Origin of the sequence: Christiangramia sabulilitoris (assembly GCF_007050985.1) — a bacterium.
Lineage (GTDB): Bacteria > Bacteroidota > Bacteroidia > Flavobacteriales > Flavobacteriaceae > Christiangramia > Christiangramia sabulilitoris.
In genome coordinates this window covers 114,119-138,627 of record NZ_VHSF01000002.1, presented here as the reverse complement: position 1 = coordinate 138,627, position 24,509 = coordinate 114,119, and the positions used below count along the sequence as shown (strand labels likewise).

Below are 24,509 nucleotides of genomic sequence, written 5' to 3'. Positions count from 1 at the left end.
TCTATCAAGCAATTGCTCTGGAGTTCTTTTTAAAAATGTCCATAATAGTGTGTATATCATGATCTGCCACTTCCTTCTTAGCATCAGCGAAATTCAGGAATTCGTGGTACACATGGTCTAACTCAATTTTGGTAAGATCGTATCCCATCTTCTTTGCTTTATAAGCTAAAGCAGCTCTTCCACTCCGGGCAGTCAAAACAATAGCCGACTCGGTGACCCCGACGTCGGCTGGATTTATAATTTCGTATGTTTCTCTGTTCTTAATGACGCCATCCTGGTGGATACCTGAGCTATGAGCAAAAGCATTGGCTCCGACGATGGCCTTATTAGGCTGGACGTACATTCCCATCTCCCTGGAGACCATTTTACTGGTATCGTATAACAACTGAGGATTAATATCTGTATTCAATTGTAAATATGGGTGCTGTCTCAAGATCATGACGACCTCTTCCAGGGCTGTATTTCCGGCGCGTTCACCAATACCATTGATGGTACATTCGATCTGTCTGGCGCCATTAGTGATTCCTGCAATAGCATTAGCAGTAGCCAATCCAAGATCGTTGTGGCAATGGCAGGAAATAATCACATTTTCAATACCTATCACATTTTCCTTTAAATATTTGATCTTTTTCCCATATTCTTCAGGAAGACAATATCCCGTGGTGTCCGGAATATTCAATACTGTAGCGCCATTTCTCACCGCTTCTGAACATACTTTCGCAAGGAATTCATTCTCGGTTCTTCCGGCATCTTCCGCATAAAATTCAACATCATCAACAAAAGTTTTAGCATAAGCAACTGCTTCGCCAGCTCTTTCAATGATCTCGGGTCTGCTGGATTTGAATTTATATTTTATATGAGAATCGGAAGTTCCAATTCCGGTATGAATTCTTGGTTTACGGGCATATTTAAGCGCCTCGGCAGCAACTCTGATATCATTTTTAACGGCACGCGTAAGTCCACATACAGTTGCATTCTTAACGAGTTTTGAGATCTCGGTTACCGATTGAAAATCACCAGGACTGGAAACAGGAAAACCAGCTTCTATAACATCCACGCCCAGTTCATCCAGTCGCGCAGCAATTTTTAATTTTTGTTCGGTATTCAGTTTGCAGCCGGGGACCTGTTCGCCGTCCCTCAATGTAGTGTCGAAAATTTCTACCTTTTCAGTGCGCATATGAGATTTATTTTACTTTATCTTTATCTAAAGTATCGGAATCCTTATGCAACAAGTTTTGCTAACACCAAAGTGTTACGATACTTGAAACAGGTAATTAAGATCGTAAAGCCTTGTTTTTAAAAGGTTTGCAAAATATTTATTTACAATGACCAATGACTTAACCGAAAACCTGTTTTCTTTAATTAAATCCCTTTCGGCTTCAGAAAAGAGACAGTTTTCCTTATATGTAGGTAGAGTAGGAGTAAATACAGATTCTAAATTCCTTAACCTGTATAAGGTCATGTCCAGGCAGAAAAAATATGATGAAGCTGAAATCCTGAAAAGCACGAGTATAAGTAAACTACAGCTTTCTAACGTCAAAACACACCTTTATAAACAGCTGCTAATCTCTCTACGGTTGAATCCTGCACATCAAAGCATTCCAGTCCAGATAAGGGAACAGGTAGATTTTGCTTATATCCTTTACCATAAAGGACTTTACCAGCAAAGCTTGAAATTACTTGATAAGGTAAAAACCCTGGCGATCAATTACGAGGAAAAGAATCTTACCTATGAGATTTTAGAGTTGGAAAAGATCATTGAATCCCAGTATATCACGCGTAGTATGAGTAACAGGGCAGATGTACTCATTAAGGAGACCGAGGAAATTGGAAAGCTTAATACTATATGGGGGAAACTATCTAACCTTTCCCTGGAATTATATTCCATTTTCCTGAAAAACGGCTATTGTAAGAGTGAAGAAGAAGCGCTCAAAATCAAAAAATATTTCAAGGAAAAACTCCCGGAATACAATTACAAGGATCTGGGTTTTCGAGAGCGTTTATGGTTGTATAAAGTACATCTATGGTATAGTTTTTTGATCCAGGATTTTCTGGGCTGCTACCGTTATTCTATGAAATGGAAGGAATTATTTATTGAATATAATCACCTTATTCCCATTCATCCGGTTTCATATTTAAAAGGCAGTCATTACTTGCTGGAGTCATTATTTTATTTAAACCATACAGATCTTTTTGAACAAACCCTCAAACAACTGGAAGATGCGCTTAGGGATCCTAAGATTCCACATAATGATAACATCTCTGCGCTCTCCTTTCTGTATGTTTATACCAATAAGCTGAATCTAAGATTCATGAAAGGTGAATTTGTGGATTCTGAAGAGCTGATCAAAAAAATCAATGAGAAGATCCTGAAATTTCAGGGGAGGATAGATGAGCATCATATCATGGTGTTTTATTATAAGATCGCCTGTTTGTATTTTGGAGCCGGAGACAATAAGAAATCTATTGAATACCTTAAAAAGATTATTAATAACAAATCTCTGGAAATGCGCCAGGACCTTATGTGCTTTGCCAGGATACTGAACCTGGTAGCTCATTATGAAGCCGGTCTGGACTACCATTTGGATAGCCTGATAAAATCTACCTATAAGTTTCTAATCAAGATGGATGATATGCACGCGGTACAGGTAGAAATGATAAAATTCCTTAGAAAATTACCCGATGTATCGCCTCTGGAAATAAAGGACGAATTCAGAAAACTCCATGCTACTTTAAAGAAATTCGAAGATCATCCTTATGAAAGGAGGGCATTTCTTTATCTCGATATTCTTTCCTGGCTTGAAAGCAATATTGAAGAGCGACCCGTGAAGGAGATCCTTTCAGAGAAATTCAAGGAACTTTCAAGGTAAATTTTGAGATTTGACAGAAAAGAAGCAATATCTCGGTAACCTACTCCAGCTTAACCTGGCTGTTTTACTCATAAGTACCTCCGGTGCTCTGGGAAGATATATTACGCTTCATCCTGTAACCACTATTTTCTATCGTTGTTTACTTGCGGCAGTGGTTTTCTATATCTATTGCAGATGGAAGAATATAAATCTCAAAATTGAAAATAAAGGGGATCTGCTAAAACTGATACTTGGAGGAATTTTAATGGGGGCTCATTGGATCACCTATTTTTTTTCATTGCAATATTCCAGTGTAGCAATAGCCTTGTTATCACTTTTTACTTACCCGGTTATTACGGCTTTCCTGGAGCCGATACTTTTTAAAATAAAGTTTGATAAAGTTCATATTGCCTTAGGGTTTCTGGTGCTGGCGGGTATCTATTTTTTAAGTCCGGAATTTGATCTGGATAATGATTATTTTTTAGCAGTGCTTTTTGGAGTCGCATCAGCGATATTTTATGCCTTGAGAAATTTATTAATGAAGCGTGAAGTTGAAAGATATAATGGGTCTGTACTAATGTTTTACCAGATACTGGTGATTTCACTATTGCTATTTCCTGCGGTTTTCTACAGCAAATTTGAATTGGTTCTCGATCAATGGAAACCTCTTGTTGTCCTGGCTATTCTCACTACCTGTATTGGGCATACCTTATTCCTGCAGAGTTTCAAGAATTTTAGTATAACGGCTGCCAGTATTATGAGCAGTATACAGCCCGTTTATGGTATTATTATCGCGTTTTTCTTTTTGAACGAAATACCTTCTTTAAAAACCTTCGTTGGAGGTACCCTTATAATAAGCGCTGTAGTAATTGAAAGCCTGATCTCGATAAAAAGTAAGCGAAATTAGTATCTAGTTCAGGCTGTAGAACGCTAATTAATCTTTTAAAGCGCACCCTGGAAATTGATGGTATAAGCCGATTACTAATTGAGAATGACGTTAAAAGTGTCACCCTGGCGCAGATTACCAGATCTAAAACCTCTCATAAACCACTCCTTGCGTTGTTCAGAAGTTCCATGAGTAAAGGAGTCAGGATTTACCCTGCCACTAGTTCTTTTTTGGATAGAATCATCACCTACGGCATTTGCGGCACTAAGCGCCTCATCAATATCTCCTTCGCTTAAATACTCCTTATTATGATGGGTAAAAACGCCGGCATAATAATCTGCCTGTAATTCTAATGCTACAGAGAGTTCATTTGCTTTGGTCCTGCTGGTTTGTTGCTGCAAATTTCTAACCTTTGAGGCCGTGCCCAATAAGGTTTGAACGTGGTGTCCCACTTCGTGTGCTATTACATAGGCAATGGCGTAATCACCACCTTTTGCACCAAACCTTTTTCTTAGTTCATCAAAAAACCTCAGGTCCATATAGATCTTTTGATCTGCCGGACAATAAAATGGACCACTAGCGGCGGAAGCTCCTCCGCAGGCAGTCTGTACGGCATCTGAAAATAATACCAGGCCGGGTTCCCGGTAGTTCATATTATTTTCAGCAAAAATATCATTCCAGACGTCCTCGGTGTCGGCGAGTACGGTAGCTGTGAATTGTCCCAGTTCTTTCTCCTCGGCCGTTAGCTCCCGTGTTTCTTCAGTACCCGCTCCAACGCCCTCGAGTTGGTTCAGGACAGAAACGTCACCATCGCTTAAAATGAACTGTGCAATAACAAAGATTACCCCTATTATTCCTCCACCTGCGATAAGTTTACCTTTACCCGAAGAACCTCTTCGATCTTCGACATTCCCGCTTTGTCTTCTGCCTCGCCATTTCATTTTGATAAGTTTTAATCAAAAATAATCATTAATGAAGCACAAAATTCAAAATTAAATCATAACAGAATTCCAGATTGGGTCTGAAGGAGGAGGAGCAACGATACGGATAGGTTCTTTACTTACCGGGTGGATAAATTTTAATTCTCTTGAGTGCAAATGAATACTGGCATCCTTATTACTACGATCAAAACCATATTTAAGATCACCTTTAATGGGAGAGCCAATGGAGGATAACTGACTCCTAATCTGATGATGTCTCCCAGTATGCAGATCTATTTCAAGTAAATAGTAATTATCAAGTTTTTTTAATAACCGGTAATCGAGGATCGCTTTTTTACTTTCCGGAACTTCCTTAATATGGGCGTAGGATTTATTCTGCTTAGAATTTCTTTTCATGTAATGTACCAGCTCACCTTCTTCATTTGGAGGCGGATTTTTAACGACAGCCCAATAGGTTTTCTTCACTTTTTTATCCTGAAATAATTTATTGAGTCGGGGCAGGGCTTTGGAAGTTTTTGAAAATACAACGATCCCGCTGGTAGGCCGGTCCAGCCGGTGTACAACTCCCAGGTATACATTCCCTGGTTTATTATATTTCTCCTTGAGATAAGATTTTACGACTTCGCTTAAAGGTTTATCACCGGTCTTATCGCCCTGAACGATATCTCCCGGACGTTTGTTCACAATGATGATATGATTATCCTCATGGAGTACCTTTAAATTATCCTTGCTGGAAAATGTTTTATCTGAACCCAATTATAATAAGATTTTTGAAGTATTTCAGGTATGGCATTTTTAAGAAATCAGGCTTTTGGACCTTTCTAACTTCGATTAGTATTGCTCGTTGTCAGAAGGAAACGCCTTGCTTTTAACATCGTCCCTGTAATTCTGAAATGCTTTGGTCATTTCCCCATGTAGATCTGCATAACGTCTCAAAAACCTGGGGTTGAACTCGTGGGTCATTCCCAGCATATCATGCACTACCAGGACCTGGCCATCAACACCATTACCTGCTCCAATTCCAATTACCGGGATGGTCACACTCTCAGCAACTTCTTTGGCCAGTTTCGCCGGAACCTTTTCCAGAACTAAAGCGAAGCAGCCCATTTTCTCCAGCATTTTTGCATCAGATTTCAATTTTTCAGCTTCCTGTTCTTCTTTTGCTCTTACAGTATAAGTACCAAATTTGTAGATGGATTGGGGTGTCAAACCTAAATGTCCCATTACCGGAATACCTGCATGTAGTATGCGCTTTATACTTTCTTTTACCTCTTTACCGCCTTCAAGTTTCACGGCATGACCGCCACTTTCTTTCATGATCCTGATAGCCGATCTTAAAGCTTCTTTCGGGTCACTCTGGTAACTTCCGAAGGGAAGATCTACTACTACCAGCGCACGATTTATCGCTCTAACCACACTTGTAGCATGATAGATCATCTGGTCCAGGGTAATAGGCAGCGTGGTTTCATGACCCGCCATGACGTTACTAGCCGAATCGCCAACAAGGATCACATCTATTCCCGCACCATCAACAATTTGAGCCATGGTAAAATCATATGCAGTTAGCATACTGATCTTTTCTCCGTTAGATTTCATGTCTACTAGAGACTTGGTGGTGATACGTTTGTACTCCTTTTTTGCAACTGACATTTGGTCGATTTTAAATTTGAGTAAAAGTAGTAAATTCGGGAGCCACAGTCAAAACTACTTTTAGCATGAAAAGAATTATTATTGCCCTTATTTTGCTTGTAAATATTCCCCTTTCTGCCCAGATAGATAAGGATGAGTCCACTCCTGAAGAAACGGTAGAAAAATTCTTTGCAGCATTTCATGCGCAGGACACCGTAAAACTCAAAAATTTTGCTGTTGAAGGAACTAAATTACAATCGGTTTCCAATGACGTAGAAGGGAATATCAAACTGAGTACAGATGATTATTCTAATTTTTTAAAGAGTATTGCCTCGATTCCTGCGGAAGCTTCTTTTGAAGAGATAATAAAGGAATTCAGGGTAGAAGAGAATGGTTTACTGGCCACAGTTATCACGCCTTATTCATTTTATTATAATGGAAAGCTGAGTCATTGCGGTGTAAACAGTTTTCAGCTGGTTAAATTCAATGATGAATGGAAGGTCGTTTACCTTATAGACACTAGAATTAAGGAATGCGAATAAGCATTAAGTAGGCAGGTAATAAATTTGGGAGTAAGGTTATTTGAGGCATTTTATAAACCGTAGTGATCAGGTAAAAGGAAGAAGTACGATTAGCACCATGGAGTTGTTCATGCTATGCATCAGGACCGGCCATATCAATCCTTTATTTTCAATTTTTACTTTTCCGAAAAAGAAGCCGGCAATGACCCGGGGAAAGATCAGGAATAACAGCACCAGGTCCAATTGAAAAGTCTCTACATAATTATAGATATGAGCTATCCCAAAAATTAATGCTCCGGCAAACCAGATAAGCAGGTAGTATTTGTGCAGCCAGTAACAGATTTTTTTAAAAAACCAGGTGGGTACAAGTTCTCCCAAAGCGTAATAGCAAAAGATAAGACTGCCAAAGAGCAAAGTGTATTTCAAAGCCCAGTGTGCATTTTCCGGAATGATCGCAATTCCTAAAAGATAAAGCAGGGCGCAGGTAAAGATCTTAATGCCCGTGGCATTGGGTTTCAAAATGCTTCTAAAGATACTTTCTTCGATAACAGGTGCTACGATTGCTGCAAGGAAAACAAATTTCAAGGGATCTTCCTGGAGTATCTTCAATAGTTCCAGCTGTTCATATTTCTGAAAATTCAGATCAAATACAAAAACATCAAGAATCCGGATAATGAAGAAAAAGAGAAAATAAAACAGGAGCATTAAAGCAAAATTCCTCACCAGGTTTTTCACTTTAGCTTTTATATTATTCTCTGCAAGTAAATTCAAATTCCTTTAAGATTATTAGCAATCACTCAAGCTCACTTTGACTGCCAGCCCTCCTTCTGAGGTTTCCTTATATTTTATATTCATATCCTTGGCTGTTTCCCACATGGTCTCGATTACCTTATCCAGGGGTACTTTGGCTTTGCTGGCATCACTTTCCATAGCGATCTCAGCTGCATTTATGGCCTTTATCGCTCCCATGGCGTTTCTTTCTATACATGGTACCTGAACCAATCCTCCAATAGGATCGCAGGTAAGTCCCAGGTGATGCTCCATGGCAATTTCGCTGGCCATAAGTACCTCTTCCGGAGTTCCTCCCATTAATTCGGTTAATCCTCCGGCAGCCATTGCTGAAGAAACCCCGATCTCTGCCTGGCAACCACCCATAGCTGCCGAAATAGTAGCGCCTTTTTTAAAGAGACTTCCAATTTCTCCCGCTACCAGCATAAATTTTTTAATATCCTCATAGGTGGCATCGTGATTCTCAATACACATATAATACATCAACACCGCTGGAACAGTGCCGGCACTTCCATTGGTAGGGGCAGTAACTACTCTTCCTAATGACGCATTCACCTCATTTACACTTAAAGCAAAACAGGTAACCCATTTTAAAATCTGACGGAATTTCACCTCAGTTTGCCTAATGGCAGGGATCCAATCCTTGGTATTGGTATATTTGGTTTCTCCAATTAAGCGCTGATGCATCTCAAAAGCTCGCCTTTTCACATTAAGCCCACCGGGTAAAGTCCCTTCGGTATGGCAGCCTATATACATAGATTCCAGCATCACTTTCCAGATCTGCTTAAAATTGGCATCTATTTCGTCATCACTTCTTAAAGACCGCTCATTTTCGAGAACTATTTCTGAAATTGGCTTGTTCTCCTGTTTACAATAAAGCAAAAGTTCTGTCGCCTTTTCCACCGGAAAAGGAAACTGCTGGAAATTTTTCATCTTCCTGCTTGCATTTTTGCGCTCTTTTTTGACCACAAAACCGCCACCAATAGAATAAAATGAGGAAGATGTTTTCTTTCCATTAAACAGGCAGGCTCTAAAGGTCATCCCGTTTGGATGAAATTCTAGAAATTTCCGGTTAAATTTAATATTCTCTAAAATATTGAAATCGATGAGTCTTTCCCCATTCAACAGTAACTTACCGGTTTCCCTGATTTTACCTATTTCAGATTCAATAATAGAAATGTCCATGGTCACAGGATCATGCCCCAGTAAACCCAGCAGAGTTGCAATATCTGTAGCGTGCCCCTTCCCGGTTAAGCTCAAAGAGCCATAAAGATCTATATGGATCTTGTCAACCTCCTCAAACCTGTCTTTCTTTTTTAATTCGGAAATCCATCGCTGAGCAGCCCTCCATGGACCCAGGGTATGTGAACTGGATGGTCCAACACCAACCTTTAACATGTCAAAAACGCTAATGCATTCTATTTTTCGCATTTAGAAAGAAAATTTGGAAACAAAAATAACGAATGTTTAATCCTATGCATTAAAAATTGCGAAAATTATATCGTTGTAGTAAATCGTTTAAAAAGCGGCCTGTGACAAGGACTGGTTCAAAATGTGACAGTCTGTCAGAAGATTTGCGCTGGCATAATGATTGACTTCTAGTGACTGTAAAATTGATAATCTAACGTAAAAACAAGTTATATAGTTATGAGTAAAGTAATTGGAATTGACTTGGGTACAACCAACTCCTGCGTAGCCGTAATGGAAGGTAGTGAGCCAACAGTTATACCTAATGCCGAAGGAAAAAGAACTACACCTTCTGTGATCGCATTTGTAGAAGGTGGCGAGATAAAAGTTGGAGATCCTGCAAAACGTCAGGCTGTAACAAACCCAACTAAGACTATTTCTTCTATCAAAAGATTTATGGGGAATAAGTATTCTGAATCTTCTAAGGAAGCTGGAAGAGTGCCTTATACCGTTAAAAAAGGTGACAACGATACCCCAAGAGTAGAAATAGACGGTCGTCTTTATACACCGCAGGAACTTTCTGCGATGGTTCTTCAGAAGATGAAGAAAACTGCCGAGGATTACCTTGGACAGGATGTAACCGAAGCGGTTATTACCGTACCTGCATATTTTAATGATTCTCAGCGTCACGCTACTAAAGAAGCTGGTGAGATCGCAGGTCTTAAAGTAAGAAGAATTATAAACGAGCCAACCGCAGCAGCACTTGCTTACGGATTGGATAAAAAATCTCAGGATCAGAAGATCGCTGTGTATGACCTTGGTGGTGGTACTTTCGATATTTCTATTCTTGAATTAGGTGACGGTGTATTTGAAGTACTTTCTACTAATGGTGATACTCACCTTGGTGGGGATGACTTTGATGAGGTATTGATCGACTATCTTGCAGATAATTTCCAAAAAGCTGAAGACATCGATCTTAGAAAAGATCCTATGGCACTTCAGAGATTGAAGGAAGCTGCAGAGAAAGCGAAGATCGAATTATCATCTTCTTCTCAAACAGAAATCAACTTACCGTATGTTACTGCTACGGCAAGTGGACCAAAACACCTTGTAGAAACTATAACCCGTTCTAAATTTGAGCAGTTAGCTTCAGATTTAGTAACCAGATCTATGGAGCCTGTAAAAAAAGCTTTAAGCGATGCAGGTCTTACAAAAAGTGATATCGACGAGGTAATTCTTGTGGGTGGATCAACACGTATTCCTAAAATTCAGGAAGAAGTAGAGACATTCTTTGGTAAGAAACCTTCTAAAGGTGTAAACCCAGATGAGGTTGTTGCAATAGGTGCAGCTATCCAGGGTGGTGTACTTACCGGAGACGTTAAAGATGTATTGCTTCTGGACGTTACTCCACTTTCTCTAGGTATTGAAACTATGGGAGGAGTAAATACTAAACTTATTGAGGCGAACACTACGATCCCAACCAAGAAGTCACAGACTTTCTCTACAGCGGCAGATAATCAGCCTTCTGTTGAGATCCACGTACTTCAGGGAGAGCGTCCAATGGCGGCAGATAACAAGACTATTGGTAGATTCCATTTAGACGGAATTCCACCAGCGCCACGAGGAACACCTCAAATCGAAGTAACTTTCGATATCGATGCCAATGGTATCATTAAAGTAAGTGCAACAGATAAAGCAACCGGTAAGTCTCAGGATATTCGTATCGAAGCATCTTCAGGATTAACTGAGGAGGAAATCGAAAAAATGAAGAAAGAGGCTGAAGCGAATGCTGAGTCTGATAAAAAAGCCAAAGAAAAAGTTGATAAGCTGAATGAAGCTGATGCAATGATCTTCCAGACTGAGAAGCAGTTGAAGGAATTTGGCGATAAACTTTCAGATGATAAGAAAAAGCCGATCGAAGAAGCTTTAGAAGAACTGAAGAAAGCTTACGAAACTAAAGAAGTTGAAACTATTCAGCCTGCTTTAGACAAGATCAACGAAGCATGGAAAACAGCTTCTGAAGAGATGTATAAAGCACAGGCAGAAGCTCAGGGCGGTGCTAACGGACAGCCAGGTGGACCGCAACAAGGTGCAACCGGTGCTGAAGGTGAAGGCGCAAAAGCCGGAGATGATGTAGAAGACGTAGATTTTGAGGAAGTGAAATAAGCAAGACCTTAAGTGTCGCTTATCCCGAGGTTAACGAGGGGTTTTCATAAAATCAAATCATAATACGGATAGAAAGCCTCGCAGAAATGCGGGGCTTTTTTTATTCTATTAGCGTATAGATATAAACAAGATTGAATAGTACCAGAATGGCTAGGCAGCCCAAGCTGAAATAACGGTAGACCTTTCCCGGTCTGTCCACTACCTTCAATTGTTCTCCGGTCACCAGTTTATAATTGAACCAGGCTATAAACGGAGCCGAAAGAAAAGAAAGAGCTGTAGCAAAATCTATCAGGGTGGTGAAGGAGGTTGTGAAAAAATACAGAATTAGAAGCGACAATCCTGGGATGAGGAATACATTGATTTTATAATTTATCCATTTAATTTTAGGCTTGGAACGAGGCTTATTTTCGGCTAATATTTCTGAGATTACCCTGGGAAAGGCGTCGGTAACGGCCAGGGTGGTGGAAAACATGGCAATAAAAGCCGCCACAGCGATGATTGGTTTACTCCAGTCTCCCAGGGTTTTTCCATATAGATCTATAAGCTGGCCTGAAAATTCAACTCCGTTGCCCGAGAAGCTAACCCCGGAACCAAACATAATGAGGGCACCCATCAGGAAAAATAAAAGTCCGATAATTGCTGCAGCCATATAACCAACATTAAAGTCGGTAAAGGCTTCTTTGATCGTTGTTCTTCTTTTGTTTCTTTCAGCTTTCTCTTTAGTCCAGATGGAATGCCAGACAGAGGCATCTAGGGGAATAGGCATCCATCCCATAAATGAAATGATAAAGGCGATGCCGGCTTTATTCCATACTTCAGGAGGAGTGATGGAAAGGACATTTTCAACCCGGCCTTCGCCAAAAGCCAGCAGCACTGCGGTTAGCGTGGCAAGTCCTAAAAGACTTACAATCACCTTCATGGTTTTGTCCAGAGCAGGATATTTTCCGATCAAAAGCAGCGCAATGCAGGTACCTAGAATTACGAAACTCCAGGTGAAGGTTGACCAGCCCATCCCAAATAATCTTTCGGCGAGGCCGGCAGTAACAATGGTTACCGCAGCCTGTATGATAAACATGCTTCCAACGGTTATAACTATAAATGTCCAGTATGGGAACTTGCCCATTTTTCTATATCCGGTAATTAGATGATTGCCAGATCCGGCGGCAAAGCGCGGTCCAAATTCCAGGAATGGATATTTGGTGACACAGGCCAGGACTAAAACCCATAATAATAGAAAACCGTAATCTGCACCAGCTCGCGTGGCCTGCACCAGGTGCGAAACTCCAATGGCGGCACCGGCTAGTAGAAACCCGGGTCCGATGGTCTTAAAAATTGAATTGCTGGAATTGGAGGTATTTTCCATTTGGTTAAAAAATTTGGTTAGGCCAGGAATTTGTGTATTCCCATCAAGTTCAAATAAAGATAATTTTAACCTTATTTCAGAATTTATCTCAGCTAGCTTCAAAAAATGATTAGATATTTTAAAGATATATAAGGTTTCAAATCACTTTGATGGAACGATTCATTCAAAATATTTTATCTTCAGCAGCTCATTGATAAAAAAGTACAATATGAAGAAAATTACCTGGGCATTTTTGCTCTTACTTTTTATTACCTACTCGGGTAGGGCACAGGATAAAGAACTTGCGCCGGTGACCGGTACGGTAGCGATCACCAACATAACCATAAATCCAAAACCCGGAGAAATAATTGAAAATGGAACCGTCCTGGTAAGAGATGGTTTAATTGAAGCTGTTGGCAAAAATATTCAAATTCCGCCTGGAGCTCGTATTTTGAAAGCCGACAGTTTACATCTATATCCTGGTTTTATACTCGGTCATTCTCATGTAGGTATAAAAATGCCGGAAAATAAGGAAGACCGTAATGCCAAGGTTGAGGATCCTGGTAATCCACCGAATGAACTTGCCGGAATCACACCTGAGCGAAAAGTTTACCAGTACTTGGATATGACAGATAAATCGGTATCTGAATGGAGGGAGGCAGGATTTACTGTTGCTCAAACCTCACCAAAAGGAGGAATGCTTCCAGGAACCGGATCGATGATACTTTTAGGTGGAAATCCTGAAAACCCAATCCTTAAAGCTGAAACAGCTTTGTATTCCACTTTCGATGGAGCCAGGAGAATGTATCCTGCAACCATCCTTGGGGTCATGGCACATTACCGCCAGCTTTACCGGCAAGCAGATCAGTCGATGGAATATTCAATTGCTTTTGACAAGGATCCATCCGGAAGAAAACGTCCTACAAAGAACAGAACACTAGAGGCGTTCTACCCGGTCATCAAAAACCAGGTGCCTGTTTTCTTTAAGACCGAAGAAATTCTGGAAGCTCAGCGAGCGATGATTCTTCAGAAAGATCTTGGCTTCGATTTGGTTTTAACCGAACTAAAGGAAGGCTGGGACCTTGTGAGCGATGTAAAAACAAGCAATTCAAAGGTTCAGTTCAGTCTTGATATGCCGAAATGGGAAGAGAAGAAAAAAGATTCTTCAAAAACCGAAGATACTTCCAAGGAGCAGATAGCACTGGAAGGCAGAAGACAGGAATTTCTGAAAAAATATTATTCTCAAATGGCAGAATATGCTGCGGCCGGAATTCCATTTTCTTTTTCAGGCCTGGAGGTTAAACCAAAGGATGTTCAAAAGAACCTGCAAAAGATCGTTGAGAACGGCTTGAGTACTGATGCTGCTCTTGCCGCGCTTACCACTACACCAGCCAGACAGGCAGGTTTGGATAAAAGCATCGGGACAGTGGAAAAGGGCAAGCTCGCCAACCTTTTAATTTCTAATAAACCATATTTTGAAAAAGACGCCAGGATCAAATATGTGATGATCGAGGGCAAGCTGTATGAATATGATCTAAAGGAATCTAAAAAACCGGATGCTGAAGTTCTGGATATAGTAAGTGGAGACTGGACCTTTGAAGCTGAAACTCCGGCCGGAACCATGACCGGTACCATTACCATCCTGAAGGATGAAGGGGGTGATTTTACCGGAACAATCTATAACACTATTACAGGCCAGGAAAACGAACTTCGCAATATTCAGCTTTCTGCTGATGTACTTTCATTTGAATATAGTGTGACCTTTCAGAGTCAGAACCTGGACATTGAAGCTTCATTGACGATTTCAGGAGAAAGCTTCGATGGTTATATGGAAATAGCCGGAAGCGGTGAAAGTTTTCCGGTAGAAGGCAGTAAAGTGCCTGCTAAACGCAATTAATTCAGGAGATTTCAAAAACAGAATAAAAGAAATGAGAAAACATATAATCTTTATAATGATACTTCAATTCGTAGCCGTTTCTGTATGGGCTCAAACGAAGAAAGGTGAAGTATTGATCAAGAACGCCACGGTGATCACGATTACCGATGGCACCAGGGAAAATACAGATGTATACATCAAGGATGGAAAAATAGCCGGGATCGGGAAAGATCTTTCAGCTTCTTCCAACGCCACGGTTGTAGATGCGACCGGACAGTATGTAATGCCGGGAATCATCGACGCGCATTCGCATATCGCTCTGGATGCTGTGAACGAAGCTACCAGCCCGGTAACCGCTCAGGTTTGGGTTGGTGATGCACTGGATCCATTCGATGTTTCCATATATAGAGCCCTTGCAGGTGGAGTGACCATTTCTCATTCCATGCACGGTTCGGCTAATGCGATTGGAGGACAGAATGAGACCATCAAGCATAGATGGGGCACCGTGAAGATGGATGAGCTTAGGATGGAAGGTGCGCCACGTACCATTAAATTCGCTCTTGGTGAGAATCCAACCCGGGTTCATGGAACAGGTAATAACATCGTTCCTAGAACCAGAATGGGAGTAGAGCAGGTATTCCGCAGAGCTTTTTCTGAAGCTAAAGAATACTTGGAAAAATGGGATGAGTATAATGCCAATAAGAATAAAAGAGGTTATAAAGGAATGGCTCCGGAATATGATCTTCAGAAGGAAGTGATCGCAGATATACTTCGCGGAGAGATCATTGTGCATTGCCACTCTTATCGTGCCGACGAGATCCTGATGCTTATGGATGTATTCAAGGATTATGGAATTAAAAAACTGGTTTTTCAGCATGTGAACGAAGGATTCAAGGTAGCTCCTGAGATCGCTGAATTTGGAGCAATGGCTTCAGTCTTTGCCGACTGGTGGGCCTACAAATTCGAAGTTTATTATTCTACCGCTTACAACGCAGCCATCCTAACAAAGAACGGGGTAACCACTTCGATCAATTCAGACAGTGGAGAATTGATCAGACACTTATTTCACGAGGCTGCCAAGACCCAGAAATACGGAGATCTTACCGATGATGAAGCCTTAAAACTCATCACCCTGAATCCGGCTAAACAGCTTGGAATAGATGACAGGGTAGGTTCGCTGGAAGTAGGGAAGGATGGCGATGTGGTGATCTTCAAGAATCATCCGCTTTCGATCTACGCGGTACCGCAAATGACCTTTGTGGATGGTGTAAAATATTTCGACATCAACGAGGATCAGGACGATATGCGAATTTATGTAGATCCTAGCGAGGAGATCGATGTGATGAGAAGCAGAACCGAGCATGAGAAGTGTATGGCCAATGCAGAATGGTTCTTAACAAATTAAAAGATTGACATGAGAAAATTAACTTTTATACTTATTATAGCGATAGCAGGATTTTGTTCAGCTCAGAGTCCAAAGGCTGAAAATGGGAGCTTTGCCCTGATGAACGCTACTATACATACCGTGACCAACGGTACAATCGAGAATTCGAATTTGCTTATCGAAAATGGAAAGATATCGAAGATCGGGGATTTAGGAAACTTGGGAGCTGAAGTCGAAAAGATAGACTGTAGTGGGCTACATATTTTCCCTGGAATGATAGATAGCGGAACTTCTCTGGGACTTGTGGAAGTAAGCTCGGTAGATAGAACCGATGATTCAAGGGAAATTGGTAATGTGATCCCTCATATGAAAGCACTAACTGCAATAAATCCAAACTCAGCGCTGATTCCTGTAACCAGGGTGAGTGGTGTAACCTCGGCTCTTACCGTACCAGATGGAGGATTATTCCCTGGACAGGCTGCATTGATCAATCTTCACGGATATACTCCAAACCAGATGTCGGCAGGTTTTTCTGCAGCAGTCATGAATTTTCCTTCTTCGGGAAAAAGAGGCTGGTGGGACCGGCGTTCTGATGAAGAGATCGAAAAGGAGACCAAGGAAGACATGAAGGAACTGGATGATATCTGGAAAAAAGTGGAGCAATACCATGAACTGGATAGTATTAAGGCCAATGGAGGAACTTCTGTAGACATGGATTATTATCCTGAAATGAAGGCTCTGCTTCCGGTTTACCGAAAAGAAGTGCCTTTGATGATAGAAGTGAATAAAGAAAAGGATATAAAAAAGGCTTTGGAGTGGGTTGAGAAGACTGGAGTAAGAGCAATTTTCACCGGCGTGCAGGAAGGCTTCCGTGTGGCAGATAAGATCGCTGAGGCTGGAATCCCTGTGATCGTTGGACCAACCCTAAGTACTCCTGCAAGAGATTATGATCGTTACGACAGGCCATATACCAATCCTTCTGATCTTTTAAAGGCAGGAGTAAAGGTTGCTATCAGGAGTTCTGAAGCGGAAAATGTGCGTAACCTGCCTTATAATGCCGGGTTTGCCGCTGCTTACGGAATGACCGAAGAAGAGGCTTTTAAGGCCATTACTATTGTGCCAGCCGAATTGTTCCAGGTTTCAGATAAATTAGGATCCCTGGAAGTAGGAAAACAAGCAAACCTGTTCATTTCCACCGGACACCCATTCGAGACTTCTACAGATATTGAACATGTTTTTATCAATGGCTGGAAGATCCCTATGCAAAGCAGGCATACCGAACTTTATGAAGAATTCCTTCAAAGAAGTCCGGGACTGCAAAAATAGGATCATGACTAATTATACAAAAAAGCGTAACTGAAGGTTGCGCTTTTTTTATTTCGCCAGTTCTTTGATGATTTTAGTATTTACTTCATGACCACCCTCAAAGCTCAAAACTTCCAGATTCCCGGGAAACAATTCTTTTACTCTCTTTTCTTCCACTTCAATGATTCCTTTTTGAAGGTATTCATCCTTAGTTCCATAGATAAAACTAAAGCTGGTGTTCTTGAGAAAACTGAAATCTCCCCGATTTAGTTCCTGAGGAACTTTTCCGGAATGCATGATCAAATTTTGGCAATGTATTTTTCTCCTGGCCACGAACCTTGTCGCGACAGAAACTCCCTGAGAGTAACCTAAAATATTCAGGTTTTCAATTTCCTGCAGATTTTCTGCTTTAAAAACGGCATCTAGGTAGTTCAGCATATTTTCTATTTCGGCCTCGGTATTTTCTTTGGTGAGCCACGAAGCTCCAACATGCCGGTAAGCTCCGTTCAGATAATACTTTGATTGTGCCTGGGGTGCGATTATGTAATTTTTTTCAGGATCAAGATGTTTGAAATATTTGAGAAAATACCTGCTTAAATAGCCGATACCGTGAAATGCTAACCATACTGTTCTGGTTTTTTCGGTTTTTTCATTTAATGTGGAATAGGTGTTGGTAATAGTGTAAGAAAGACTTTTCTCTTTACTCATGGTTCTTTACTCTTTTGTACTTTTACAAAGTAACCAATCTTTTCAATAATGACTAAAGACGAACTATTGAAGCTTTCCAAAAAGATATGTAAGAATACTTTGATGGAAACCCTTGAAATTGAATTTACTGAACTGGGAGAAGATTATTTAATCGCGAAAATGCCGGTAAATTCAAGAGTGCACCAGCCAGATGGGGTTTTACACGGGGGAGCCAGTGTGGCCCTTGCTGAAAGCGTGGGTAGCATGGCTAGTTTTGTTTTTATGGATCGGGAGAAGTTTTTTGTTCGGGGTATTGAAATAAGCGCCAATCATTTAAAAAGTATTAAAGAAGGTTATGTTTTCGCTAAAGCGACCTTTATTCATAAGGGACGAACCACCCAGCTTATGGAAATTCGTATAACAGACGAAAAGTCAAATCTAATTTCTATTGTTAAGTTAACAACGATAGCACTTCCTAAAGAAAAGAAATGATAAACGCAGTGGACCTTTTTTCTAAACTTAGAACTCAGTTAGAGAAAAAACGCCCGTTTGTGGCTTACAGGAAACCCGGAATGTTTCAGGCTAAAGCATTATTGCAAAAAGATATTCATTCTCACCTCGCTGAAGACCTGTCTGAAAGCGGGTTTGTTTTTGCACCTTTTGATATACGCAGTAAAGCTTACCTGATCCCTTCGGACGAATCTGAAATTTTTGATTTTCAATTTAAGGGTGATCCAACAGATGAGGAAGAGCAATCTTTTCCAGGTTTCGATTTTGAAATGATGGAGGAAGATCAAAAAAAGCATGAATTACTGGTCCAAAAGGGCATTGATAAGATCAAAGAGAGCGATCTTAAAAAAGTAGTGCTATCACGGTCTGAACGTGTGCCGGTACATGATCCCGATCCTATAAGAATATTTAAGAATCTTCTTGAAAAGTATAGCTCGGCGATGGTTTATCTATGGTACCATCCGGATACCGGCATTTGGCTTGGAGCCACTCCTGAGACTTTGCTAAAAGCAGAAAGGAATCGGTTCCAGACCATGGCCCTTGCCGGAACCCAGCTATACAAAGGTGAAACCGATGTTGAGTGGCAGACGAAGGAAGTGGAGGAGCAACTATTTGTAACCGATTATATTTTAGATTCTCTGGAAAAGCTTCCCGCAATAGAAAAGATTCAGGCCTCCAGGCCCTACTCTGCAAAGGCCGGAAACTTACTCCATATATGTACCGATATATCCGGGCATATTAAGGATAAAGAGAGTTTAAAGGATCTTATAGAAGCCTTACATCCTACACCGGCCGTTTGTGGGTTGCCTAAAGAACCAGCCCTGAAATTTATTCAGGAAAATGAAGATCATTCCAGAGAATTTTACTCAGGTTATCTGGGCGAATTGAATTTTAAATTTGAGCAGAAGCGTAATTCAAATAAAAAGAACCAGGAAAATCAACAATTTGCCTCCATCTCAAAACAAACAGATCTCTATGTAAACCTTCGTTGCATGAAACTTAAAGAGGGAAATGCCCGAATCTATGTAGGGGGAGGGATCACCAAAGACTCCAATGCAGCAGATGAATGGATGGAAACGGTCAATAAATCCCAGACCATGAAAGCCGTACTTGTTAAATAAGCTCAAAAAGCCACTTATAAAATTCTTGTAAATTGTAATTTTGAGCTTCTATGAAATATTCAAAAATTCCTGTTGCCCGCTCTGTTGTTGCTTTATGCGTGGCAAAAAACATAAAAAATGTAGTGATCTCCCCGGGCTCCCGGAACGCACCTTTGACCATAGGCTTTACACATCACGATGAAATTAATGCCTATAGTGTCGTAGATGAGCGATGTGCTGCCTTTTTTGCCCTGGGAATGGCCCAGCAATTGAAAACGCCTGTGGCGCTGGTATGTACATCCGGGTCAGCATTGCTTAACTATTATCCCGCCATAGCCGAAGCTTACTATAGTGATATTCCACTGGTAGTAATTTCAGCAGACAGACCAGTAGAGCGAATAGATATTGGAGACGGGCAGACCATAAGGCAAAAAAATGTATTTGAGAATCATATCCTGTACTCGGCGAATTTATATTCAGAATTGGTGCTGGACGATGAGCCAGTTAATCCCAAACTGCAACAGAAACAATTCGAAGCTCAGAAACATAACGAAAGGGAAGTGAACCTGGCTTTGAATAAGGCTATCGAGGAAAAAGGGCCAGTTCATATAAATGTTCCGTTCTATGAACCTCTTTATGATACTGTGGAAAATATAGAAGTGAATCCTTTACAAATCCTTCCCGAGCTTAAAGAGAGAACATATTCTGAATCTCAACTTCAGAATTATGCAGATATATGGAATAAAGCAGAACGTAAGATGGTGATCGTAGGTGTTGCACAGCCAAATGTCGTGGAACAGAAATACCTGGACCTGCTTGCTGAAGATCCCGGGGTGATCGTTTTCACCGAAACGACCTCTAACCTGGACCACCGGGAATTTTTTACCAGGATAGACACGCTCATTGGACCTATCGAAAAAGATGAGGACAGGGAGAAACTTTTCCAGCAATTACAACCGGATATTCTATTGACCTTCGGGGGAATGATCGTTTCCAAGAAGATCAAGTCTTTCTTAAGAAATCATAATCCGAAGCACCACTGGCATATAGACCCAAAGAAAGCATATAATACTTTCTTCTGTCTCAATAAACATTTTGAAACCGATGTCAATTCATTTTTTTCTGGATTTTTGCCTTTGACTGGACATGCTGAAAGCGATTACGGCTCTTTCTGGAAAGAAATCAGAAAAAAGAGACAATTAAGGCACGAGAAATATATGTCTGAAATTCCATACTCAGATCTTAAGGCAATGCAGAAAATAGTGCCTGAGGTTCCAGAGAATATGATCGTGCATTTTGGGAATAGCTCGACTATTAGATACGCCCAGCTTTTTGAATGGCACCCCAGTTTAAAAACCTATTGTAATCGGGGAACCAGTGGAATAGACGGGAGCATCTCCACGGCCGTGGGAGCGGCGGTAAGTAGTACAGATCCTGTTTTGATGATCACCGGTGACCTTAGCTTTTTCTATGATAGTAATGCGTTATGGAATAATTACCTTCCTTCAAATTTCAGGATCATTATTTTGAATAACCAGGGTGGGGGGATATTCAGAATCTTACCCGGGAATAAAAATTCTGAAAATTTCGAAACATTTTTTGAAACCACACACGCGCTAAATGCGAAACCGATTTGTGATTTATATGGACTGGAATATTCATATGCAGATACCGAAGAAGCAATTTCAGAAAATTTAACCCATTTTTTTGAGGCTTCAGAAAGACCAAAACTATTGGAGATCTTAACCCCTCGCAAACTCAATGATGAAGTGCTGCTAGAGTACTTTAATTTTATGAAATCTTAAGTATAGTCTAACATTTCTTAAGAATTCTAATTCCTATCTTGATTTTGATTAATCAAAAAAAGCGAATTATGAGTAAACTTGATGAAAAAGTAGGTAAATATCTTGACGATTTAAAATCTAAAGTCGGGGAGAGTGATCCCGATGTGGACCTGCTAAGAAAGATCACAGAATCTATGGGACCCAGCATTTATAATGCCGATGCAGAAACGGTTTCCTCATCCAGCAAATCTGAGATAGAAACCGTACGAAAGAACTTTGTAATGAAGAAGTTGGGGATCAAGGATGAGTCAAAGGTAGATGAAGCCGTGAACCAGGTGCTGGAAAAATATGGAAAGTCCAACCGAAATAAATACAGAGTGGTGATCTATTACTTGTTAACCAAACATTTTAAAAAGGAGAGTATCTATAAATAAAGCTGTTTTCTATAATATGATCCGTTTTAGGGATAATCCCTGAAACGGATTTTTTTATTTATGATTAAGAGTATCTTTGTACGCTAAAGTTTTAATATATGATTCAGTTAGGAGAGTACCACAATTTAATAATCATCAGAGAATCTGATCACGGGATTTACTTAGAAAATGAAGAAGGTGATGAGGTGCTGCTACCTAATAAATATGTACCCGAAATATGGATGGTCTATGATAAGATCGAGGTCTTTGTATATCTTGATCATGAGGAAAGGCCTGTGGCAACTACACTTAAGCCTAAAATAAAACTTGACCAGTTTGGTAAACTTACCTGTGTTGAGGTGAATAAGTTTGGAGCCTTTTTAGATTGGGGACTTGAAAAGCATCTTTTTGTTCCTTTTAAAGAACAGGTAATTCCTATGCAACCGGGAAATGATTACCTGGTATTTTGTTACCTGGACCTTGAAACAGGCAGACTTGCAGCTTCTTCAAAAGTTCATGCCTTCCTGGATAATGATGAACTTACGGTTAAACCTAACGAAGAAGTAGATCTTCTGGTAAGTAATGAAACAGACCTGGGGTATAATGTGATCGTGAACCAGCTGCACCTTGGTTTAATATATCATGATGAAGTCTTCAAACCTTTAAAGATTGGCGATTCCGTTCGCGGTTTTATTAAAAGAATCAGGAAGGATAATAAACTGGATATTATGCTCCAGCGGCCCGGCTATAGAGGTATAGAGCCTAATGCTCAAAAGATCCTGGATAAATTAAAGTCTGCCGGTGGATTTATGGATATTTCAGATAAATCTGATCCGGAAGATATAAAAAACCGACTACAGATGAGTAAAAAGAGTTTTAAAAAAGCAGTGGGAAATCTTTACAAACAAAGATTAGTCGAAATTAAGGAAGATGGAATTCATCTAAAAGACTAATTGCTGTAGCGGTAGGGGGAATATATTCGGGTATTATAAGATCGACGGTTAAAATTATTTAAGAACGGACTTGGATAAAACGGATTCATAAAAGAGTCATTTGCATCCCTAACCTTAACCTCTCCGGTTAATTCGAATAATTTCTTTTCTTTGGGTTTTTGCAGTGGTAAGGGAGATCCCAGGTTTATCTGTTGTTTTACCCTGTTTCTGTTCGATTTATCAATAACTGCCAGCATATCAATTTCCTCTTTCTGAAACTCATTTCTCAAATGCAGAAAAGAACCATCGGGTAAATTAAAATTGGATTGTTGCTGCCAGTTAAAGCTAAATTCCCTCCAGGTGTTATCAATCCCACGATTACTGATCTCGAAATCCTTACGATCCCAGTATTCCTGAGCTTGTCCCAGAGTTCCTACCAACAGGAATATGAACAGCAACTTCAATCTCATCTTTATAATTTATTAGCTAACACATCAAAAACAGTGCAAACCTAGATATTTTTATATCATTTATAATATACATTCTGAAAAATTGAAGGATAACACTATGCTAAAAGTTGAAAACGATTACTTTTGGCAGCAAAATATAGATCTTATTTAATATTATGAAAAAAATTATTTTTACACTGGCATTTTGCGCAATCGGGCTTTCTTCTTTTGCTCAAAAAGCAGATACATTTGAGGATAAAGCGGTGACTCTTATTAAACTTACTGCAGGTCAGCAATTTGATATAATGACAGAGCCTATCGTGGAAATGATCCCTGAAAAGAACAGAGCAGCATTTAAAAAAGAACTGGCCGCAAGTACCACCGAGCTTTATAATAAAATGGCAGATATTTATACTGAAAGCTTTACTGAAGCCGAGATAGATAAGATCCTCGCTTTTTACGCTACCCCTGTAGGTAAGAAAATGGTTGCTATAACTCCTGAACTTACTAAAAAAGGAATGGAAATAGGCCAGGCCTGGGGAATGGAATTGCAGCCACTTATGGCAAAATATATGAACTAAGTTTTATATTATTAAAAATAGCAAGCCTGCATTTTCGCAGGCTTTTTTTATTCAGCTTTCTGAAATCATTGTAAAGCACTATTTTTAACACAAAAATTATATCATGTCTAAAATCGACTGGAAAACTGTAAAAGAATACGAAGATATTACCTATAAGAAATTTAACGGAGTGGCCCGAATTGCTTTTAACCGTCCTGACGTACGCAACGCCTTCAGACCTAAAACCACCTCTGAACTTTTGGATGCATTTCATGATGCCCACGAGGATACTTCAATTGGGGTTGTACTTTTATCTGCCGAAGGGCCTTCAGCTAAGGATGGAAAATGGGCATTTTGTAGCGGTGGAGATCAAAAGGCAAGAGGACACCAGGGGTATGTTGGGGAGGATGGTTACCACCGTCTGAACATTCTCGAGGTACAACGATTAATTCGATTTATGCCAAAAGCAGTGATCTGCGTTGTTCCCGGTTGGGCCGTTGGTGGAGGACATAGTCTGCATGTTGTTTGTGATCTTACTTTAGCGAGTAAAGAGCATGCGATCTTTAAGCAAACCGATGCAGATGTAACCAGTTTTGATGCAGGATATGGATCTGCTTACCTGGCGAAAATGGTAGGGCAGAAAAAGGCACGTGAGATTTTCTTTTTAGGGCGTAATTATTCTGCCCAGGAAGCATACGAAATGGGAATGGTAAATGCGGTCATACCGCATGCTGAACTTGAAGATACCGCCTATGAATGGGCTCAGGAGATCCTGGCAAAATCACCTACCTCTATTAAGATGTTGAAATTTGCCATGAACCTTACAGACGACGGTATGGTAGGGCAGCAGGTATTCGCCGGAGAGGTTACGCGACTCGCCTATATGACCGATGAGGCTAAAGAGGGCAGGGACGCATTCCTTGAAAAACGTAAGCCTAATTTTGAAAAGAAATGGATTCCGTAGTCACTAATAAAATTC

At 40.3% G+C, this 24,509-nt stretch carries 23 protein-coding genes; 14 read left to right on the top strand and 9 right to left on the bottom strand.

Going from position 1 to position 24,509, the window contains the following annotated elements:
* Positions 1-4: 4 nt before the first annotated feature.
* Entirely contained in the window at positions 5-1,177 is a 1,173-nt protein-coding gene (locus tag FGM01_RS07100) for a 2-isopropylmalate synthase (RefSeq protein ID WP_143410462.1), read from the bottom strand.
* A gap of 148 nt (positions 1,178-1,325) precedes the next feature.
* Between FGM01_RS07100 and FGM01_RS07095 the strand changes: the two genes are divergently transcribed.
* Together FGM01_RS07095 and FGM01_RS07090 are read left to right on the top strand one after the other, a co-directional pair.
* On the top strand, positions 1,326-2,870 hold the full coding sequence (locus FGM01_RS07095) for a hypothetical protein (RefSeq protein WP_143410461.1): 1,545 nt from the start codon (positions 1,326-1,328) through the stop codon (positions 2,868-2,870).
* A gap of 10 nt (positions 2,871-2,880) precedes the next feature.
* Positions 2,881-3,756 carry a DMT family transporter gene (locus FGM01_RS07090; protein ID WP_143410460.1) on the top strand — a complete coding sequence of 292 codons (876 nt, stop codon included), beginning with the start codon at positions 2,881-2,883 and terminating at the stop codon, positions 3,754-3,756.
* Positions 3,757-3,830: 74 nt separating this feature from the next.
* Here FGM01_RS07090 and ypfJ read toward each other — a convergent pair whose 3' ends face one another.
* The 3 genes from ypfJ to panB all read right to left on the bottom strand — a co-directional run bounded on the left by ypfJ (position 3,831) and on the right by panB (position 6,326).
* Positions 3,831-4,676: a KPN_02809 family neutral zinc metallopeptidase gene (ypfJ, locus tag FGM01_RS07085; RefSeq protein ID WP_143410459.1), complete on the bottom strand. Its 846-nt coding sequence runs from the start codon at positions 4,674-4,676 to the stop codon at positions 3,831-3,833.
* Positions 4,677-4,727: 51 nt separating this feature from the next.
* The gene (locus FGM01_RS07080) at positions 4,728-5,432 is read right to left on the bottom strand and encodes an RluA family pseudouridine synthase (protein ID WP_143410458.1); all 705 of its coding nucleotides are present in this window, start codon (positions 5,430-5,432) and stop codon (positions 4,728-4,730) included.
* 75 nt (positions 5,433-5,507) lie between these two features.
* Positions 5,508-6,326: a 3-methyl-2-oxobutanoate hydroxymethyltransferase gene (gene panB / locus FGM01_RS07075; protein ID WP_143410457.1), complete on the bottom strand. Its 819-nt coding sequence runs from the start codon at positions 6,324-6,326 to the stop codon at positions 5,508-5,510.
* 65 nt (positions 6,327-6,391) lie between these two features.
* On the opposite strand from panB, the gene FGM01_RS07070 reads away from it, so the two are divergent.
* On the top strand, positions 6,392-6,847 hold the full coding sequence (locus FGM01_RS07070; RefSeq protein WP_143410456.1) for a nuclear transport factor 2 family protein: 456 nt from the start codon (positions 6,392-6,394) through the stop codon (positions 6,845-6,847).
* Between the two features lie 66 nt (positions 6,848-6,913).
* Here the strand turns inward: FGM01_RS07070 and FGM01_RS07065 are convergent, their stop codons facing one another.
* Together FGM01_RS07065 and FGM01_RS07060 are read right to left on the bottom strand one after the other, a co-directional pair.
* Positions 6,914-7,597 carry a CPBP family glutamic-type intramembrane protease gene (locus tag FGM01_RS07065; protein ID WP_143410455.1) on the bottom strand — a complete coding sequence of 228 codons (684 nt, stop codon included), beginning with the start codon at positions 7,595-7,597 and terminating at the stop codon, positions 6,914-6,916.
* A 15-nt stretch (positions 7,598-7,612) separates the two neighbouring features.
* On the bottom strand, positions 7,613-9,046 hold the full coding sequence (locus FGM01_RS07060) for an L-serine ammonia-lyase (protein WP_143410454.1): 1,434 nt from the start codon (positions 9,044-9,046) through the stop codon (positions 7,613-7,615).
* A gap of 216 nt (positions 9,047-9,262) precedes the next feature.
* Here FGM01_RS07060 and dnaK point away from each other — a divergent pair, with 216 nt between their 5' ends.
* Positions 9,263-11,188, top strand: coding sequence for a molecular chaperone DnaK (dnaK, locus tag FGM01_RS07055; protein ID WP_143410453.1), 1,926 nt, complete (start codon positions 9,263-9,265; stop codon positions 11,186-11,188).
* Between the two features lie 100 nt (positions 11,189-11,288).
* Here the strand turns inward: dnaK and FGM01_RS07050 are convergent, their stop codons facing one another.
* On the bottom strand, positions 11,289-12,551 hold the full coding sequence (locus FGM01_RS07050) for an Nramp family divalent metal transporter (RefSeq protein ID WP_143410452.1): 1,263 nt from the start codon (positions 12,549-12,551) through the stop codon (positions 11,289-11,291).
* Between the two features lie 208 nt (positions 12,552-12,759).
* Between FGM01_RS07050 and FGM01_RS07045 the strand changes: the two genes are divergently transcribed.
* The 3 genes from FGM01_RS07045 to FGM01_RS07035 are packed head-to-tail and all read left to right on the top strand — an operon-like array spanning position 12,760 to position 17,116.
* A complete protein-coding gene (locus tag FGM01_RS07045) occupies positions 12,760-14,427 on the top strand; it encodes an amidohydrolase family protein (RefSeq protein ID WP_143410451.1) in 1,668 nt (555 codons plus the stop codon).
* Positions 14,428-14,458: 31 nt separating this feature from the next.
* Positions 14,459-15,811, top strand: coding sequence for an amidohydrolase (locus FGM01_RS07040; RefSeq protein WP_143410450.1), 1,353 nt, complete (start codon positions 14,459-14,461; stop codon positions 15,809-15,811).
* A gap of 9 nt (positions 15,812-15,820) precedes the next feature.
* On the top strand, positions 15,821-17,116 hold the full coding sequence (locus FGM01_RS07035) for an amidohydrolase family protein (protein WP_143410449.1): 1,296 nt from the start codon (positions 15,821-15,823) through the stop codon (positions 17,114-17,116).
* 48 nt (positions 17,117-17,164) lie between these two features.
* On the opposite strand, the gene FGM01_RS07030 is transcribed toward FGM01_RS07035, so the two are convergent.
* Positions 17,165-17,803, bottom strand: a complete 639-nt coding sequence (locus FGM01_RS07030) for an alpha/beta hydrolase (protein ID WP_143410448.1) — start codon at positions 17,801-17,803, stop codon at positions 17,165-17,167.
* A gap of 48 nt (positions 17,804-17,851) precedes the next feature.
* Between FGM01_RS07030 and FGM01_RS07025 the strand changes: the two genes are divergently transcribed.
* The 5 genes from FGM01_RS07025 (at position 17,852) to FGM01_RS07005 (ending at position 22,542) form a co-directional block, all read left to right on the top strand.
* Positions 17,852-18,274, top strand: a complete 423-nt coding sequence (locus tag FGM01_RS07025) for a PaaI family thioesterase (protein WP_143410447.1) — start codon at positions 17,852-17,854, stop codon at positions 18,272-18,274.
* On the top strand, positions 18,271-19,413 hold the full coding sequence (locus FGM01_RS07020) for a chorismate-binding protein (protein WP_143410446.1): 1,143 nt from the start codon (positions 18,271-18,273) through the stop codon (positions 19,411-19,413). The genes FGM01_RS07025 and FGM01_RS07020 overlap by 4 nt, the downstream gene beginning before the upstream one ends.
* Before the next feature lie 50 nt (positions 19,414-19,463).
* Positions 19,464-21,197: a 2-succinyl-5-enolpyruvyl-6-hydroxy-3-cyclohexene-1-carboxylic-acid synthase gene (gene menD / locus FGM01_RS07015; RefSeq protein ID WP_143410445.1), complete on the top strand. Its 1,734-nt coding sequence runs from the start codon at positions 19,464-19,466 to the stop codon at positions 21,195-21,197.
* Between the two features lie 68 nt (positions 21,198-21,265).
* Entirely contained in the window at positions 21,266-21,610 is a 345-nt protein-coding gene (locus tag FGM01_RS07010; protein ID WP_143410444.1) for a DUF2853 family protein, read from the top strand.
* A 98-nt stretch (positions 21,611-21,708) separates the two neighbouring features.
* Entirely contained in the window at positions 21,709-22,542 is an 834-nt protein-coding gene (locus tag FGM01_RS07005) for a CvfB family protein (RefSeq protein WP_143410443.1), read from the top strand.
* Here the strand turns inward: FGM01_RS07005 and FGM01_RS07000 are convergent.
* Positions 22,539-22,991: a hypothetical protein gene (locus FGM01_RS07000; RefSeq protein WP_143410442.1), complete on the bottom strand. Its 453-nt coding sequence runs from the start codon at positions 22,989-22,991 to the stop codon at positions 22,539-22,541. The genes FGM01_RS07005 and FGM01_RS07000 overlap by 4 nt on opposite strands.
* A gap of 155 nt (positions 22,992-23,146) precedes the next feature.
* Here FGM01_RS07000 and FGM01_RS06995 point away from each other — a divergent pair, with 155 nt between their 5' ends.
* A complete protein-coding gene (locus tag FGM01_RS06995) occupies positions 23,147-23,551 on the top strand; it encodes a DUF2059 domain-containing protein (protein ID WP_143410441.1) in 405 nt (134 codons plus the stop codon).
* Between the two features lie 103 nt (positions 23,552-23,654).
* A complete protein-coding gene (locus FGM01_RS06990; RefSeq protein ID WP_143410440.1) occupies positions 23,655-24,494 on the top strand; it encodes a 1,4-dihydroxy-2-naphthoyl-CoA synthase in 840 nt (279 codons plus the stop codon).
* Positions 24,495-24,509 lie beyond the last annotated feature (15 nt).

Bases quoted from the DNA above. Each gene is read 5' to 3' on its own strand.
- FGM01_RS06995 (WP_143410441.1), top strand. From the start codon at position 23,147: ATGAAAAAAATTATTTTTACACTGGCATTTTGCGCAATCGGGCTTTCT.
- FGM01_RS07045 (WP_143410451.1), top strand. From the start codon at position 12,760: ATGAAGAAAATTACCTGGGCATTTTTGCTCTTACTTTTTATTACCTAC.
- dnaK (WP_143410453.1), top strand. From the start codon at position 9,263: ATGAGTAAAGTAATTGGAATTGACTTGGGTACAACCAACTCCTGCGTA.
- FGM01_RS07020 (WP_143410446.1), top strand. From the start codon at position 18,271: ATGATAAACGCAGTGGACCTTTTTTCTAAACTTAGAACTCAGTTAGAG.
- panB (WP_143410457.1), bottom strand. From the start codon at position 6,326: ATGTCAGTTGCAAAAAAGGAGTACAAACGTATCACCACCAAGTCTCTA.
- FGM01_RS07060 (WP_143410454.1), bottom strand. From the start codon at position 9,046: ATGCGAAAAATAGAATGCATTAGCGTTTTTGACATGTTAAAGGTTGGT.
- FGM01_RS07040 (WP_143410450.1), top strand. From the start codon at position 14,459: ATGAGAAAACATATAATCTTTATAATGATACTTCAATTCGTAGCCGTT.
- FGM01_RS07070 (WP_143410456.1), top strand. From the start codon at position 6,392: ATGAAAAGAATTATTATTGCCCTTATTTTGCTTGTAAATATTCCCCTT.
- FGM01_RS07030 (WP_143410448.1), bottom strand. From the start codon at position 17,803: ATGAGTAAAGAGAAAAGTCTTTCTTACACTATTACCAACACCTATTCC.
- FGM01_RS07095 (WP_143410461.1), top strand. From the start codon at position 1,326: ATGACCAATGACTTAACCGAAAACCTGTTTTCTTTAATTAAATCCCTT.
- ypfJ (WP_143410459.1), bottom strand. From the start codon at position 4,676: ATGAAATGGCGAGGCAGAAGACAAAGCGGGAATGTCGAAGATCGAAGA.
- FGM01_RS07035 (WP_143410449.1), top strand. From the start codon at position 15,821: ATGAGAAAATTAACTTTTATACTTATTATAGCGATAGCAGGATTTTGT.
- FGM01_RS06990 (WP_143410440.1), top strand. From the start codon at position 23,655: ATGTCTAAAATCGACTGGAAAACTGTAAAAGAATACGAAGATATTACC.
- menD (WP_143410445.1), top strand. From the start codon at position 19,464: ATGAAATATTCAAAAATTCCTGTTGCCCGCTCTGTTGTTGCTTTATGC.
- FGM01_RS07025 (WP_143410447.1), top strand. From the start codon at position 17,852: ATGACTAAAGACGAACTATTGAAGCTTTCCAAAAAGATATGTAAGAAT.
- FGM01_RS07100 (WP_143410462.1), bottom strand. From the start codon at position 1,177: ATGCGCACTGAAAAGGTAGAAATTTTCGACACTACATTGAGGGACGGC.
- FGM01_RS07005 (WP_143410443.1), top strand. From the start codon at position 21,709: ATGATTCAGTTAGGAGAGTACCACAATTTAATAATCATCAGAGAATCT.
- FGM01_RS07000 (WP_143410442.1), bottom strand. From the start codon at position 22,991: ATGAGATTGAAGTTGCTGTTCATATTCCTGTTGGTAGGAACTCTGGGA.
- FGM01_RS07050 (WP_143410452.1), bottom strand. From the start codon at position 12,551: ATGGAAAATACCTCCAATTCCAGCAATTCAATTTTTAAGACCATCGGA.
- FGM01_RS07010 (WP_143410444.1), top strand. From the start codon at position 21,266: ATGAGTAAACTTGATGAAAAAGTAGGTAAATATCTTGACGATTTAAAA.